We start from the raw sequence: 14,636 nt of genomic DNA on the forward strand, positions 1-14,636 counted from the left end.
GGCTGTCGGCGGCTGACCAGGGACGCCACCCGTCTAAAACTGCCGTCGGTTTTCTTAATAAGCAGGGCAGCTTTTTATGAGAGTCCTTTGGACTGAGGCCTCTGTTCCGTTAATATACTCGGCTTTTTCAAAGCGGGAGTCAGGCAGCATGGCGCAGCAGTATCAACCGGGGCAACGCTGGATTAGTGACAGCGAAGCAGAGCTAGGTTTAGGCACCGTTCTGGCACAGGACGGTCGCTTGTTGACCGTGCTCTATCCGGCCACTGGCGAAACCCGCCAATATTCGCTGCGCAACGCACCGCTCACGCGTGTACGGTTCTCGCCGGGTGACACCATCATCCACTTCGAAGGCTGGAAGATGACCGTGCGCGAAGTCGAAGACGTCGACGGCCTGATGGTCTATCACGGGCTTAACGAGCACAACGAAGCCGTCACCCTGCCAGAAACCCAACTGTCGAACTTTATCCAGTTCCGTCTGGCCAGCGACCGTCTGTTCGCCGGGCAAATCGACCCGCTGTCCTGGTTCTCCCTGCGCTACCACACCCTCGAACACACCAGCCGTCAACTGCAATCGCCGCTGTGGGGCCTGGGTGGCGTGCGTGCACAACCGATTGCACACCAACTGCACATCGCCCGCGAAGTGGCAGACCGTATCGCGCCGCGTGTTTTGCTGGCTGACGAAGTGGGCCTGGGTAAAACCATCGAAGCCGGCCTGGTAATTCACCGCCAATTGCTCAGTGGCCGCGCCAGCCGCGTCCTGATCGTCGTCCCGGAAAACCTGCAGCACCAGTGGCTGGTTGAGATGCGTCGGCGCTTCAACCTCGAAGTGGCACTGTTCGACGAAGAGCGCTTTATCGAAAGCGACGCCAGCAACCCCTTCGAAGACAGCCAGTTGGCACTGGTTGCCCTGGAGTGGCTGGTTGACGACCCCAAGGCCCAGGCCGCGCTGTTTGACGCTGAATGGGACCTGCTGGTGGTCGACGAAGCGCACCACCTGGTGTGGCACGAAGACAACGTCAGCCCTGAATACGGCCTGGTGGAACAACTGGCCGGCGTGATCCCGGGTGTTCTGCTGCTCACCGCAACCCCGGAGCAATTGGGGCAGGACAGCCACTTTGCGCGCCTGCGCCTGCTGGACCCGAATCGCTTCCACGATCTGGCCGCCTTCCGCGCCGAAAGCGAGAACTACCGTCCGGTAGCTCAGGCCGTACAGGAGCTGCTGGACAAGGGCCGCCTGTCACCTGAAGCCCATAAAACCATTCACGGTTTTCTCGGAGCCGAAGGCGATACCCTGCTGGCCGCGGTCAATGAGGGCGATGCCGAGGCAAGCGCCCGCCTGGTACGCGAGCTGCTGGACCGCCACGGCACCGGCCGCGTGCTGTTCCGTAACACCCGCGCGGCCATCCAGGGTTTCCCGGAGCGCAAACTGCACGCCTACCCGCTGCAGTGCCCGGACGAATACCTCGAACTGCCGCTGGGTGAACACGCCGAGCTGTACCCTGAAGTCAGCTTCCAGGCCCAGCCGGACGCTACGGATGAAGAGCGCTGGTGGCGCTTCGACCCTCGGGTTGAATGGCTCACCGACACGCTGAAAATGCTCAAGCGCACCAAAGTACTGGTGATCTGCGCCCACGCTGAAACTGCCATGGACCTGGAAGACGCCCTGCGCGTACGTTCAGGCATTCCTGCGACGGTCTTCCACGAAGGCATGAACATTCTTGAGCGCGACCGTGCTGCAGCCTACTTCGCAGATGAAGAATTCGGCGCCCAAGTGCTGATCTGCTCCGAAATCGGCAGCGAAGGTCGCAACTTCCAGTTTGCTCACCACCTGGTGCTGTTCGACCTGCCGTCGCACCCGGACCTGCTGGAGCAGCGTATCGGCCGTCTGGACCGTATCGGCCAGAAGCACATCATCGAACTGCACGTGCCGTACCTTGAAACCAGCCCGCAACAGCGCCTGTTCCAGTGGTACCACGAAGCGCTGAATGCCTTCCTCAACACCTGCCCGACCGGCAACGCCCTCCAGCACAAGTTCGGCCCACGCCTGCTGCCGTTGCTTGAAGCTGCCGACGACCAGGAGTGGCAAGCGCTGATCGACGAAGCACGCCTTGAGCGCGAGCGTCTCGAGCAAGAACTGCACACCGGCCGTGACCGTTTGCTGGAGCTCAACTCCGGCGGCTCAGGTGAAGGCGAAGCACTGGTTGAAGCGATCCTTGAGCAAGACGATCAGTTCACCCTGCCGATCTATATGGAAACCCTGTTCAACGCCTTTGGCATCGACAGCGAAGACCATTCCGAAAACGCGCTGATCCTCAAGCCAAGCGAGAAAATGCTCGACGCCAGCTTCCCTCTGGGCGACGACGAAGGCGTGACCATCACCTACGATCGCAACCAGGCCCTGTCGCGCGAAGACATGCAGTTCATCACCTGGGAACACCCGATGGTGCAAGGCGGCATGGACCTCGTGTTGTCTGGCTCGATGGGCAACACCGCCGTCGCACTTATCAAGAACAAGGCCCTGAAGCCCGGCACTGTGCTGCTCGAGCTGATTTACGTCAGTGAAGTGGTTGCCCCGCGTTCGCTGCAACTGGGTCGCTACCTGCCCCCGGCGGCCCTGCGCTGCCTGCTCGATGCCAACGGTAACGACCTGTCGTCCCGCGTGGCCTTCGACACATTGAACGAACAACTGGAAAGCGTACCGCGCGCCAGCGCCAACAAGTTCGTTCAGGCCCAGCGCGAACAGTTGACGCCGAAGATCAACGCCGGTGAAGCCAAGATCGCGCCACGTCACGCAGAGCGCGTGGCCGAAGCCCAACGCCGTCTGGCAGCAGACACCGAAGAAGAGCTTGCACGCCTGACCGCCTTGCAGGCAGTCAACCCGAGCGTACGTGACAGCGAACTGGTTGCCTTGCGCAAACAGCGCGAACAAAGCCTGGCCATGCTTGAAAAAGCCGCCCTGCGCCTTGAAGCCATTCGTGTGCTGGTAGCGGGCTAAAAAGCCCTGACCTGTGGGAGCGGGAAAGCCCGCTCCCACATTTTTTTGCTAGCCCCGACCTGACGTAACTGACTATAAAACACCGCCCTAATAACAAAATGATCGCCATCATTTTGCCATCACCCCTGCCGCCCCCAATCCAGCTTCTATACTCGACCCCAAGCTAGCACCTGACGACTAGCGCGAACCGCCGAGGCGAGCAATGGAGAGACTGGGGTTACAACTGATGGGGGAGCCTGCAGAACAAGGCCAGTTGCTGTTACTCAACGGCCATAATCCCTACCTGGTATTACTCGCCTGCCTGGTCGCCACTGCGGCTTGCCTGGCCACGCTGTATCTGGTTGAACGCGCCGGCAATGCGGATAGAGCCCTCAGTGAAACTGTATGGCGATGGATTGCTGTCGGTTGTCTGGCCAGCGGGATCTGGGCCATGCACTTCATCTGCATCCTGGCATTCGCGCCCCCTGTTGCCACTCGCTACAGCATCGGCACCGCCATTGGCGCCCTACTCATGTCCCTGATCGCAGCCATCGCTGTCGTACAAGCCCTGCACCGCACAACCTACTGGCGCTCACTCCATCAGCTTTTGAAACTCGCCCTGTGTATTGGCGCCGCAGTCGCCATGCTCAGCATTCAGCTCACCAGCATGCCGACGCTCACCGCCCCCCTGGCGGACAGTTCAGGCAACCCACACTGGCAACTGGCCCTTGCGGTGGCCGTGGTGGTGCTGTTGTTGATTGGCAGCAGCGCCAGCGCCGCACTGGTCGACAAGAAACTGCAACTCAAGGAGCACGACCTGAGGCGGGTCAACGCCCTGCTGAGCCAGCTCGACCAGGCGCGTGCGTCCTTGCAGCAAGTCGCGCATTACGACCCCTTGACCAACCTGATCAACCGCCGCGGCTTCAACCAGCTATTTGCTGAAAAACTCAGTGATTGCGCCGCAAGGAACAGCAAGCTGGCCGTGATGTTCCTCGACATTGACCACTTCAAGCGCATCAATGACAGCCTGGGTCACGATGCGGGGGATGAGCTGCTCAAGACGATCGCCGCCCGCATCAAGCACTCCACCCGCAGCCACAATGACGTGGTCGCGCGTTTTGGCGGTGACGAGTTCTGTATTTTGATCAATCTCAACCATCGCGATGAAGCGCAAAGCATGGCTCAGCGCATCATGCTCAAATTGAAAGAGCCCATCGAACTGTCAGGACGCCAAATGGTGATGACCACCAGCATTGGCATCAGCGTGTTCCCGGATGACGGTACAAACAGTGCTGAACTGCTCAAGCATGCGGATCTGGCCCTTTACCAGTCCAAGGGCAGCGGGCGTAACAACCTGAACTTCTTCAGCTCCAACCTCAAGACCCGCGCCTCGCTGGAGCTGCAAATAGAGGAAGAACTGCGCAGTGCGTTGAACGAAGACAAGGAGCTGTTCCTGCAGTACCAGCCCATCTTCGACCTCAAGAATGGCCAGGTGGCCAAGCTTGAGGCCCTGATCCGCTGGCAACACCCCGAACACGGCCTGCTCGGCCCTGAACGCTTCATCGGCATCGCCGAGGCCAACGGGCTTATCGCCGATCTGGACCATTGGGTGCTGCGCAAAGCCTGCCATGACCTTGCTGCCCTTTCCCTCCAGGGATGGCAACATCTGGGGGTCGCGGTGAATTGCTCGGCGCGCAATCTGGTGCGGGTAGAGCTGGCCGACGAAATCGAAAGCGCGCTGCGCTCATCCGGGATTGCGGCGCACCGGCTGGAACTGGAAGTCACGGAAAACGCCCTGATGTGCAATCTGAGCAGCACTTCGCAGCTGTTACGCCAGATCCGTGCCCTTGGCGTGTCATTGTCCATTGATGACTTCGGTACCGGCTATTCCTCCCTCGCCTACCTCAAGCGGCTGCCGCTCAACACCTTAAAAATTGACCGCTCGTTCATCCAGGACATCCCGACCTCAAGTCAGGACATGGAAATCGTCCAGGCCATTATCGTCATGGCCCACACCCTGCACCTGCAAGTGGTCACCGAGGGTGTCGAAACTACCCAGCAATTCGAGTTCCTCAACCAGTACGGGTGCGATTTTATCCAGGGCTATCTGCTCAGCCGCCCCGTGAACTTCGAGGCGCTGCAAGAAACTCTCGAACAGCTCAACAAAAGCCCTGTCCCCGTAGCGGATTACGCCACCTTCATTCCCGTCAGCCAGTAAGCCGCATCTGTTCTCCAGACACAAAAAAACGCCACAGTAGCAACTGTGGCGTTTCTCTACGGCAAATTGCCACTACCTGAAACCGGGTTACTGGCCTACACACTCCGGGCTCTTCACAGCAGTGCAATAAAATGCGCCTGTTTGGTGCAAGGGGTTATTTTTGCGCCCTTTCCTGGACCATTACCCACGGCGAAACCACCACTGCCCATAGCTGCGGGTCACGTTCAAGAACGTCTAGCGCCTGCGCTTCAGTCATCTTGCCAAGTAACCCGGAGGCCATCCAGGCCGCGACTTTCTCTGCATCATCCTGAGTCACGGCCTGCGCCGCCTCAATCAAGTCCAGCCCGGGTTCAACCCATAGCAGATCGCCTTTGGCGAAGAAGGGCTGCAAGGCTTTCCATTCGATAGTTGAGGTCTCGCCAAGCAGCTTGGCATAGAGGGTGCTAGGTTCTTGATTCATGGGTTTCACCGGGTAAAAAAATCGGCGCAATGATAACGCCACCCACCCGGTAGAAAAACCCGGATTTTCAGGTACAGAAACGAGGAAAGAGGGAAAGTCCAAGGACAGGCACGTTGATTCGGCAACATTCTGATAACTATCAACAGCCTTATCCGCCGCGATTCTGTCTCTTTCTTTCGTTTAAGCGACATTTCCTGTTTTTTCCCTCGCCAGTACGCTGTTCAAGCGTTGAAGCGGCGCTCTACACTGTACCGGTACAGTTGCAGGGGGGATTGACCGGGAATTTCGCTAGTTGAGAAGACCCGGTCCGGCTGCCTTGGCTTCCAGGACTATAAAAATTACAACAGAAGAGTGGAGCACCAATAAAGATGGCTACGAAGCAGATTACTAAACTGTTTGCCGCTATGGTTTTGGCCGGGTTCGCCAGCCATTCATTTGCCGCAGACACCATCAAGATCGGTATCGCAGGTCCAAAAACCGGGCCTCTGACTCAGTACGGCGACATGCAGTTTGCTGGTGCAAAAATGGCCATCGAACAAATCAACGCCAAGGGCGGCGTTGATGGCAAAAAGCTTGAAGCGGTTGACTACGATGACGCCTGCGACCCGAAACAAGCGGTGGCCGTTGCCAACAAAGTGGTCAATGACGGTATTAAATTTGTAGTCGGTCACCTGTGCTCAAGCTCCACTCAGCCTGCTTCGGACATCTACGAAGACGAAGGCATCATCATGATTACCCCGGCCGCCACCGGCCCGGAAATCACCGCCCGCGGTTACAAAATGATCTTCCGCACCATCGGTCTGGACAGCGCCCAGGGCCCTGCAGCCGGTAACTACATCGCGGATCACGTAAAACCGAAAATCGTTGCGGTATTGCACGACAAACAGCAATACGGTGAAGGCATCGCCACCGCCGTTAAAAAGACCCTGGAAGACAAAGGCGTCAAAGTCGCAGTCTTTGAAGGCGTCAACGCTGGCGAAAAAGACTATTCCTCTGTTATTGCCAAACTCAAGCAAGCCAACGTCGACTTCGTCTACTACGGCGGCTACCACCCGGAGCTGGGCCTGATCCTGCGCCAAGCCAAAGAGAAAGGCCTGAACGCCAAGTTCATGGGTCCTGAAGGTGTGGGCAACGAGTCCATCTCGCAAATCGCCCAAGGTGCTTCCGAAGGCCTGCTGGTTACCCTGCCAAAAGCGTTCGACGCCGACCCTGCCAACAAGGCTCTGGTTGAAGCCTTTGCTGCCAAAAAGCAGGACCCTACCGGCCCATTCGTGTTCCCGGCATACGCCGCGGTTGAAGTAATTGCCGGTGGTATCGAGCAAGCCAAAAGCGAAGACCCGACCAAAGTCGCTGAAGCTATCCACAAAGGCACTTACAAAACGCCAACCGGCAACCTGAAGTTTGACGCCAAGGGTGACGTCGAAGATTTCAAATTCGTGGTCTACGAATGGCACTTCGGCAAGCCTAAAACCGAAGTAAGCCCTCAGTAAGAGCCAGCTTGCGGCCTGACATTCAAAGCCCACTGCGCTAGCGGTGGGTTTTGTTTTACGGGCCTTTGTCGTACGGATAATGAGCCGCACTTTCGTGATCCGAAAGTCGGCCCACCTGAAAATCTTTAAAACCGTCACCAGCGGTTCGCTGGCAGAAGACCTGTGCTCAAAGTGGGTGAAAACCCATACAGCCCGGGCCGGAAAATGACTCCACCAGTGAAATGCGTCTCAGGTTTTTAGGAGCTTTGTAATGCCTGACATCTATCACTTCTTCCAAATGCTGGTTAACGGCCTCAACGTTGGCAGCACCTATGCCTTGATCGCCATCGGCTACACGATGGTTTACGGCATTATTGGAATGATCAACTTCGCCCACGGCGAGGTGTACATGATTGGTTCCTATATTGCGTTTATCGCCATTGCCGGCCTGACCATGATGGGTCTGGACAGCGTGCCACTGCTGCTGACTGCCGCGTTTCTCGCCAGCATCGTGGTCACCAGCGCTTACGGCTACAGCATTGAACGGGTTGCCTACCGTCCGCTGCGTGGCAGTAACCGTCTGATCCCTCTGATTTCTGCCATCGGCATGTCGATCTTCCTGCAAAACACCGTGCTACTGGCACAAGACTCAAAAGACAAATCGATCCCCAACCTGATCCCCGGCGGTTTCACCTTTGGCCCAGGAGGCGCCAGCGAAGTTATCGTCTCCTACATGCAGATTGTGGTCTTCGTCGTCACCTTCCTCGCAATGCTTGGTCTGACCCTGTTCATCTCTCGCTCACGCATGGGCCGCGCCTGCCGCGCCTGCGCCGAAGACATGAAGATGGCCAACCTGCTGGGCATCAATACCAACAACGTCATTGCGCTGACCTTCGTGATCGGTGCTGCCCTGGCCGCCGTTGCGGCGGTGCTGATCAGTGTGCAATACGGCGTGATCAACCCTAACGCGGGTTTCCTGGTAGGCCTTAAAGCCTTCACCGCTGCGGTATTGGGCGGGATCGGCAGCATTCCCGGCGCGATGCTCGGTGGCCTGGTGCTCGGTGTGGCTGAAGCCTTTGGTGCCGATATCTTTGGCGACCAGTACAAAGACGTAGTGGCTTTTGGCTTGCTGGTGCTGGTGCTGCTGTTCCGTCCGACCGGCATCCTGGGGCGTCCGGAGATTGAAAAAGTATGACTAGGAATCTTAAGTCGGCGCTCTTCAGCGCCCTGTTGGTCTGGGCCGTAGCCTACCCGGTTCTCGGTCTCAAACTGACTATCGTCGGGATCAACATCGAAGTTCACAACACCAGCACCTTTACCCTGAGCGTGATCGCGATCTGCTCCTTGCTGATGTTTGTGCGCGTGTTTTTCAACCAGCAATTGAGCACGGCCTGGAAAAACTCTCCCAGCCTGCCCAAAGTACCTGCCAAGGCCACCAACTTCCTGACCCTGCCCAGCACACAGCGCTGGATCATCCTCGGTCTGGTCATGGTGGCACTGGTCTGGCCGTTCTACGGCTCGCGCGGTGCTGTAGACATTGCTACGCTGATCCTGATCTACGTAATGCTCGGCCTGGGCCTGAACATCGTGGTCGGCCTGGCCGGCCTGCTGGACCTGGGTTATGTCGGGTTCTATGCCGTGGGTGCCTACACCTACGCCCTGCTCTCGCATTACTTCGGCCTGAGCTTCTGGGTCTGCCTGCCGCTGGCTGGCCTGATGACAGCCACCTTCGGCCTGCTGCTCGGTTTCCCGGTACTGCGCTTGCGAGGCGACTATCTGGCCATCGTGACCCTGGGCTTCGGTGAAATAATCCGCCTGTTCCTGCGTAACCTGACGGACATCACCGGCGGGCCAAACGGTATCAGCAATATCCCGAAACCAACGTTGTTCGGCCTCAGCTTCGACAGGACCGCCGCCGAAGGCATGCAAACCTTTCACGAATACTTTGGCATCGCCTACAACTCGATCAACAAGGTCATTTTCCTGTACCTGATCGCGCTGGTACTGGTGCTGCTGGTGCTGTTCGTGATCAACCGCCTGCTGCGCATGCCTATCGGCCGTGCCTGGGAAGCGCTGCGCGAAGACGAAATTGCCTGCCGTGCCCTGGGCCTGAACCCGACTGTGATCAAGCTGTCGGCCTTTACCCTGGGTGCAACCTTCGCAGGTTTTGCCGGCAGCTTCTTTGCCGCGCGCCAGGGCCTGGTGACACCGGAATCGTTCACCTTCCTTGAGTCGGCGATCATTCTGGCCATCGTGGTACTGGGCGGCATGGGCTCGCAACTGGGTGTCATCCTGGCGGCCGTGGTCATGATCCTGCTGCCGGAAATGATGCGTGAATTCAGCGAATACCGGATGCTGCTGTTCGGAGCCCTGATGGTGCTGATGATGATCTGGCGTCCGCAAGGCCTGCTGCCAATGCAACGTCCTCACCTGGAGCTGCGAAAATGAGCCGCGAGTTACTGAAAGTCAGCGGCCTGAGCATGCGCTTTGGCGGCTTGTTGGCGGTGAATGGCGTGGCCCTGACCGTCAAGGAAAAACAGGTGGTGTCGATGATCGGCCCTAACGGCGCCGGCAAGACCACCGTATTCAACTGCCTGACCGGTTTTTACAAACCGTCTGCGGGCAGCATCCTGCTTGATGGTGAGTCGATTGAAGGCTTGCCGGGCCACGAGATTGCGCGCAAAGGCGTGGTTCGCACCTTCCAGAACGTACGCCTGTTCAAGGACATGACGGCCGTTGAGAACTTGCTGATTGCACAGCATCGCCACCTCAACACCAACTTCCTGTCAGGCCTGTTCAAAACCCCGTCATTCCGCAAAAGCGAACGTGATGCCCTGGACTACGCCGCGTACTGGCTGGACAAGGTCCACCTGACCGAGTTCGCCAACCGCCCGGCGGGCACCCTGGCCTACGGACAACAGCGACGCCTGGAAATCGCCCGCTGCATGATGACGCGCCCGCGCATTCTTATGCTCGACGAGCCGGCGGCCGGCCTGAACCCCAGGGAAACCGAAGACCTCAAAGCGCTGATCAGCGTATTGCGCAATGAACACAACGCCACCGTGCTGTTGATTGAGCACGACATGAAACTGGTCATGAGCATTTCCGACCATATCGTGGTGATCAACCAGGGCACGCCTTTGGCTGACGGGACGCCGGAACAGATCCGCGATAACCCTGAAGTGATCAAAGCCTATTTGGGGGAAGCGTAAATGCTGCAATTTGAAAACGTTTCGACCTTTTACGGCAAGATCCAGGCCCTGCACGGTGTCAACGTCGAGGTCCGTCAGGGCGAAATCGTTACCCTGATCGGCGCCAACGGTGCAGGCAAATCGACCTTGATGATGACTCTGTGCGGTTCGCCGCAAGCCCACAGCGGCAGCATCCGCTACCTGGGCGAAGAGCTGGTGGGACTGACCTCGGCGCAGATCATGCGCAAAAGCATCGCCGTTGTACCTGAAGGGCGCAGGGTGTTTGCTCGCCTGACCGTGGAAGAGAACCTCGCCATGGGCGGGTTCTTTACCGGCAAGCAAGAGTATGAAGAGCAAATGGACAAGGTTTTGCACTTGTTCCCGCGCCTCAAAGAACGCTTCAACCAACGCGGCGGCACCATGTCCGGTGGCGAGCAGCAAATGCTCGCCATTGGCCGCGCCTTGATGAGCAAGCCCAAGCTGCTGTTGCTTGACGAGCCATCACTGGGCCTGGCACCGATCATCATCCAGCAGATTTTCGACATCATCGAACAACTGCGAAGTGAAGGTGTAACGGTGTTTCTGGTGGAGCAAAACGCCAACCAGGCACTGAAAATTGCTGACCGCGCCTACGTGCTGGAAAACGGCCGGGTGGTCATGCAAGGCACCGGGGAGCAACTGCTCAACGATCCTAAAGTGCGTGACGCATATCTGGGCGGCTAAACCTGCCTGCGACACAAAACGGCCCTTCGGGGCCGTTTTTTATTTAACGGCTCATAATCTGTAGCCGCTGACGAGGAACGAAGGCTGCGCAGCCTCGCCGAGCTCCTCACCTCAGCGGCCACATGAAAATAATTCAGATGGGGTGTAACAACTCGCCACCTCGTCTCTCTAGTGGGGTAAGCCGGCAGCAATCGCTACCGGGTCTCTGGAGAGTCACCATGAACAACAAAACTACCCGCACCCTGTCCGCCGCCGCCCTGGCACTTGCCTTGGGCTCTGCTCTGAGCATCGCCGCCCTGCCCGCCCAGGCTGCTGGCGATATGGAGAAGTGCTTCGGGGTTGCCATGAAAGGCCACAACGATTGCGCCGCCGGTGCAGGCACTACCTGCGCAGGCACCGCCAAGACCGACCACCAGGCCAATGCCTGGAAACTGGTCCCTGAAGGCACCTGCGAGAAAACCGCCAGCAGCACCTCTGCGACCGGTTTTGGCCAACTCAAAGCGTTCACCGCCAAATCCTGATTCCCGTAGCCGAGTGTTGATGATGCACAGCCCGCTTGCTTCGCTCATCGCGCCTCGTGCGCCCCAGCTTGCGCCGCGTGCGGGGCTGGGGCTCAAGGCCGAGCATTTCCAGGATGTACTCGACACCCGGCCCGACGTCGGGTTCTTTGAGGTGCATGCAGAAAACTACATGGTTGCCGGTGGCCCTTTCCACCACTACCTGAACCTGATCCGCGAGCTGTACCCGCTCTCGATCCATGGCGTAGGCCTGTCGATTGGTGGCGAAAAGCCGCTAGATACCGAACACTTGAAACGCTTGAGCACTTTGCTCAAGCGCTACCAGCCACAGATGTTTTCCGAACATCTGGCGTGGTCCTCCCACGGGCCGTTTTTCCTTAATGACCTGCTGCCTTTGCGCTATGACACCGCCACCCTGACGCGGGTTTGCGCCCATGTGGACCAGGTGCAAGACCTGCTGCAGCGCCAGATCCTGCTGGAAAACCCCGCAACCTATATTGAGTTCGACGAGGCCCGCTTCGACGAAGCCGGTTTTATCCACGAAGTCATCAACCGCAGTGGCTGCGGGCTTTTGCTGGATGTAAACAACGTCTATGTGTCCTGCGTGAACCACGGTCGCGACCCCTTGGCCTACATCGATGCCTTGCCGTTACAAGCCGTTGGTGAGCTTCATCTGGCAGGTTTTGCTGAAGACACGGGCAACCCGGGCCAACGCCTGCTGATCGACAACCACGGAGCACCAGTCGATCAGGCGGTATGGGCGCTGTACCGGCAGGTACTCAATCGAACAGGTCCGATGGCCACCCTGATCGAACGCGACAACTGCCTGCCAGCACTTGCCGAACTGGTACAGGAAGCCCGACTCGCTGATGACTGTCTGCTCCGCGCACAGGTGCAAGCATGAATATGTACGATGACTTCAGCACGGCGCTGCTCAACCCCCTCGAACCCTGCCCGAGGGGTATTGCCTCCCATGACGGCGACGTTGACCGCCGCTTCTCTGTATATCGCAACAATGTCCAAAGCGGCCTGATCAACGCGCTGGCCACCAGCTACCCGGTGGTTTCACAGTTGGTCGGTGAAGCCTTTTTCCAGGCCATGGCGCAAATTTTCATTGCGAAATTCCCGCCCGACAACCCGGTCATGAGCACCTATGGCAGCCAGTTTTCTGACTTCATCAAGAGTTTTGCACCCGCCGACAGCGTGCCTTATCTGCCCGATATCGCCCGCCTCGAACGCTTGTGTGTGCAAGCCTTTCACGCCGCAGACGTGCGCGCAGTGAGCCCCCGATTACTGGCCCGGGCGCTCAACAACCCGGACGGCCTGGCCCAATTGCAGCTGCAGCTGCATCCCGGCGTCGCAGCCATGCATTCGCCCTACGCCATAGCGGCCTTGTGGGCGACTCACCAGCCCCAAGGGCAGATCAAGGGGCTTGACCCACGCCAACCACAAAGCACATTGGTGCTGCGCCACGGATTGCGAGTGGAGGTGTTCGCGGTCAGCGCGGGCTGCGCTGCTTTTGTACGCTTGATCAAAGACGGCAACGCCCTGGGCCTGGCCGCTGCGCATGCCCTGGAAGCCGACCCTGATTTTGACCTGAGCCAGGCCCTGGCGCTGTTGATTGCCCATGGCGCCATCACGGGCCTTCACCCTTGCTGCGAGGTTTCGCCATGAACACCCACTCTGCGCCGCCATCCCTGCTACACCGCTGGCTTGAGGGTGCGATCGAACTGATGCAACGCATCCCCCACTCGCTGATAGCCTTTGTCGCACGGTTTTCGATCGCGGCGGTGTTCTGGAAATCAGGCCAGACCAAGGTTGAAGGTTTGGCCATCGACCTGGTAAGCGGCACCTTTGAACCCGGCATCCCCCACCTGGCGGACTCTACGCTGTACTTGTTCAGTACCGAATACAAAGTCCCGCTGCTGTCACCCGAGATGGCCGCACACGCAGCGGCCTTCGGTGAGCACGTCTTCCCGGTGCTGATCCTGCTGGGGTTCGCCACCCGTTTCTCGGCGCTGGCGCTGCTGGGGATGACACTGACCATTCAGCTATTCATATACCCCGACGCCTACCCGACCCACGGCACCTGGATAGCGATCCTGTTGTACCTGATGGCCAGAGGCCCCGGCGTATTGTCGATTGATCATCTGATCGCCCGGGGTTTTCGTTAAAGCTGGTTAATTGCCTCACCACTGCGCTGGAACCAGCCTACAAGGTAGTCTGCCAAGACCTGCGTGCGCTTGGGCAAACCGCCCTGATACGGATGCACCAGATACATCGGGTTACTGCGTGTCTGATAGTCACGCAGCAGCCCGCACAAACGCCCGTCGGTCAATTCGGCATTGAGCATGTACGAGGGCAAACGGGCGATGCCGGCGCCGATCACCGCAGCCTTTTTCAGCAAACTGTAGTGGTTGCTGGCAAACGGCCCGGAGACCCGCACCCGGTGCAGTTCATGCTGGCGGTGGTACTGCCATTCTTCGCGGCCACTGTAGTGGCTGTTGAGCAGGCAGCGATGCTCGGCCAGTTGCTGCGGCGTGGTCGGTTCACCGTGTTGCTCAAGATAGGTCGGGCTGGCGCAAGTGACTTCGTGCCAGTTCAGCACGGGCTTGGCCACCAGTCGCTCGTGGCTGGCGACCTGGGAACGGATCGCCAGATCAAACCCCTCCCGTGCCATGTCGCGGTAGCTGTTGTTGAGTTCAAGCTCGATCTGCACCTCTGGGTAGTCTCGGGAAAACTCCAGCAACAGCGCATCAAAAAACGTTTCGCCCAAGGATACGGGCACAGTCATACGCACCGGGCCGGCCATGTCGTCCTTTAACCGAGCCAATGCCTGACGTGCCCGCTCCACTTGCACCACCAATGCCTGGGCCTGGGGCAATAACGCTGCGCCCGCTGCGGTCAGGCTCAAGCGCCTGGTGGTGCGGTGCAGCAATACCACCGAAAACCGGTCTTCCAGCAAACTGATGCGCTTGGACAGTTGCCCTTTACTGCAGCCCAATTGCTGGGCGGCCAAAGTGAAACTGCCCGCATCAATCAGCACCGCGAACGCCGCCAGATCATCCATTTCACTCATGGAT

General features: G+C 58.5%; 13 protein-coding genes. 11 read left to right on the forward strand and 2 right to left on the reverse strand.

What is annotated here, in order from left to right; all coding sequences use genetic code 11:
- Positions 1-148 precede the first annotated feature (148 nt).
- Entirely contained in the window at positions 149-2,995 is a 2,847-nt protein-coding gene (gene rapA / locus ACZRMS_RS08945; RefSeq protein WP_463995020.1) for an RNA polymerase-associated protein RapA, read from the forward strand.
- Between the two features lie 226 nt (positions 2,996-3,221).
- On the forward strand, positions 3,222-5,192 hold the full coding sequence (locus tag ACZRMS_RS08950; RefSeq protein WP_463995021.1) for a putative bifunctional diguanylate cyclase/phosphodiesterase: 1,971 nt from the start codon (positions 3,222-3,224) through the stop codon (positions 5,190-5,192).
- Between the two features lie 154 nt (positions 5,193-5,346).
- On the opposite strand, the gene ACZRMS_RS08955 is transcribed toward ACZRMS_RS08950, so the two are convergent.
- Positions 5,347-5,652, reverse strand: coding sequence for a DUF2288 domain-containing protein (locus ACZRMS_RS08955; RefSeq protein ID WP_235571561.1), 306 nt, complete (start codon positions 5,650-5,652; stop codon positions 5,347-5,349).
- A gap of 362 nt (positions 5,653-6,014) precedes the next feature.
- Between ACZRMS_RS08955 and ACZRMS_RS08960 the strand changes: the two genes are divergently transcribed.
- The 9 genes from ACZRMS_RS08960 (at position 6,015) to ACZRMS_RS09000 (ending at position 13,727) form a co-directional block, all read left to right on the forward strand.
- Positions 6,015-7,142, forward strand: coding sequence for a branched-chain amino acid ABC transporter substrate-binding protein (locus ACZRMS_RS08960; RefSeq protein ID WP_463995081.1), 1,128 nt, complete (start codon positions 6,015-6,017; stop codon positions 7,140-7,142).
- A gap of 250 nt (positions 7,143-7,392) precedes the next feature.
- Entirely contained in the window at positions 7,393-8,316 is a 924-nt protein-coding gene (livH, locus tag ACZRMS_RS08965; RefSeq protein ID WP_463995022.1) for a high-affinity branched-chain amino acid ABC transporter permease LivH, read from the forward strand.
- Positions 8,313-9,569: a high-affinity branched-chain amino acid ABC transporter permease LivM gene (locus ACZRMS_RS08970; protein ID WP_463995023.1), complete on the forward strand. Its 1,257-nt coding sequence runs from the start codon at positions 8,313-8,315 to the stop codon at positions 9,567-9,569. The genes livH and ACZRMS_RS08970 overlap by 4 nt, the downstream gene beginning before the upstream one ends.
- Positions 9,566-10,333, forward strand: a complete 768-nt coding sequence (gene livG / locus ACZRMS_RS08975) for a high-affinity branched-chain amino acid ABC transporter ATP-binding protein LivG (RefSeq protein WP_463995024.1) — start codon at positions 9,566-9,568, stop codon at positions 10,331-10,333. The genes ACZRMS_RS08970 and livG overlap by 4 nt, the downstream gene beginning before the upstream one ends.
- On the forward strand, positions 10,334-11,035 hold the full coding sequence (locus tag ACZRMS_RS08980; RefSeq protein ID WP_463995025.1) for an ABC transporter ATP-binding protein: 702 nt from the start codon (positions 10,334-10,336) through the stop codon (positions 11,033-11,035).
- A 218-nt stretch (positions 11,036-11,253) separates the two neighbouring features.
- Positions 11,254-11,556: a BufA1 family periplasmic bufferin-type metallophore gene (locus ACZRMS_RS08985; protein ID WP_463995026.1), complete on the forward strand. Its 303-nt coding sequence runs from the start codon at positions 11,254-11,256 to the stop codon at positions 11,554-11,556.
- A 19-nt stretch (positions 11,557-11,575) separates the two neighbouring features.
- Positions 11,576-12,457 carry an MNIO family bufferin maturase gene (bufB, locus tag ACZRMS_RS08990; RefSeq protein WP_463995027.1) on the forward strand — a complete coding sequence of 294 codons (882 nt, stop codon included), beginning with the start codon at positions 11,576-11,578 and terminating at the stop codon, positions 12,455-12,457.
- Positions 12,454-13,227, forward strand: coding sequence for an HvfC/BufC family peptide modification chaperone (locus ACZRMS_RS08995; RefSeq protein WP_463995028.1), 774 nt, complete (start codon positions 12,454-12,456; stop codon positions 13,225-13,227). Before bufB ends, ACZRMS_RS08995 begins: the two co-directional genes overlap by 4 nt.
- The gene (locus ACZRMS_RS09000) at positions 13,224-13,727 is read left to right on the forward strand and encodes a DoxX family protein (protein WP_463995029.1); all 504 of its coding nucleotides are present in this window, start codon (positions 13,224-13,226) and stop codon (positions 13,725-13,727) included. Before ACZRMS_RS08995 ends, ACZRMS_RS09000 begins: the two co-directional genes overlap by 4 nt.
- Here ACZRMS_RS09000 and ACZRMS_RS09005 read toward each other — a convergent pair.
- Positions 13,724-14,632, reverse strand: coding sequence for a LysR family transcriptional regulator (locus tag ACZRMS_RS09005; protein ID WP_463995030.1), 909 nt, complete (start codon positions 14,630-14,632; stop codon positions 13,724-13,726). The two genes, ACZRMS_RS09000 and ACZRMS_RS09005, sit on opposite strands and share 4 nt — an antisense overlap.
- Between the last annotated feature and the right edge of the window lie 4 nt (positions 14,633-14,636).

The organism is Pseudomonas sp. B424 (assembly GCF_055408345.1).

Coding starts and splice junctions, on each gene's coding strand:
- ACZRMS_RS09005 (WP_463995030.1), bottom strand. CDS start 14,632: ATGAGTGAAATGGATGATCTGGCGGCGTTCGCGGTGCTGATTGATGCG.
- bufB (WP_463995027.1), top strand. CDS start 11,576: ATGATGCACAGCCCGCTTGCTTCGCTCATCGCGCCTCGTGCGCCCCAG.
- livH (WP_463995022.1), top strand. CDS start 7,393: ATGCCTGACATCTATCACTTCTTCCAAATGCTGGTTAACGGCCTCAAC.
- rapA (WP_463995020.1), top strand. CDS start 149: ATGGCGCAGCAGTATCAACCGGGGCAACGCTGGATTAGTGACAGCGAA.
- ACZRMS_RS08985 (WP_463995026.1), top strand. CDS start 11,254: ATGAACAACAAAACTACCCGCACCCTGTCCGCCGCCGCCCTGGCACTT.
- ACZRMS_RS08955 (WP_235571561.1), bottom strand. CDS start 5,652: ATGAATCAAGAACCTAGCACCCTCTATGCCAAGCTGCTTGGCGAGACC.
- ACZRMS_RS08995 (WP_463995028.1), top strand. CDS start 12,454: ATGAATATGTACGATGACTTCAGCACGGCGCTGCTCAACCCCCTCGAA.
- livG (WP_463995024.1), top strand. CDS start 9,566: ATGAGCCGCGAGTTACTGAAAGTCAGCGGCCTGAGCATGCGCTTTGGC.
- ACZRMS_RS09000 (WP_463995029.1), top strand. CDS start 13,224: ATGAACACCCACTCTGCGCCGCCATCCCTGCTACACCGCTGGCTTGAG.
- ACZRMS_RS08970 (WP_463995023.1), top strand. CDS start 8,313: ATGACTAGGAATCTTAAGTCGGCGCTCTTCAGCGCCCTGTTGGTCTGG.
- ACZRMS_RS08950 (WP_463995021.1), top strand. CDS start 3,222: ATGGGGGAGCCTGCAGAACAAGGCCAGTTGCTGTTACTCAACGGCCAT.
- ACZRMS_RS08980 (WP_463995025.1), top strand. CDS start 10,334: ATGCTGCAATTTGAAAACGTTTCGACCTTTTACGGCAAGATCCAGGCC.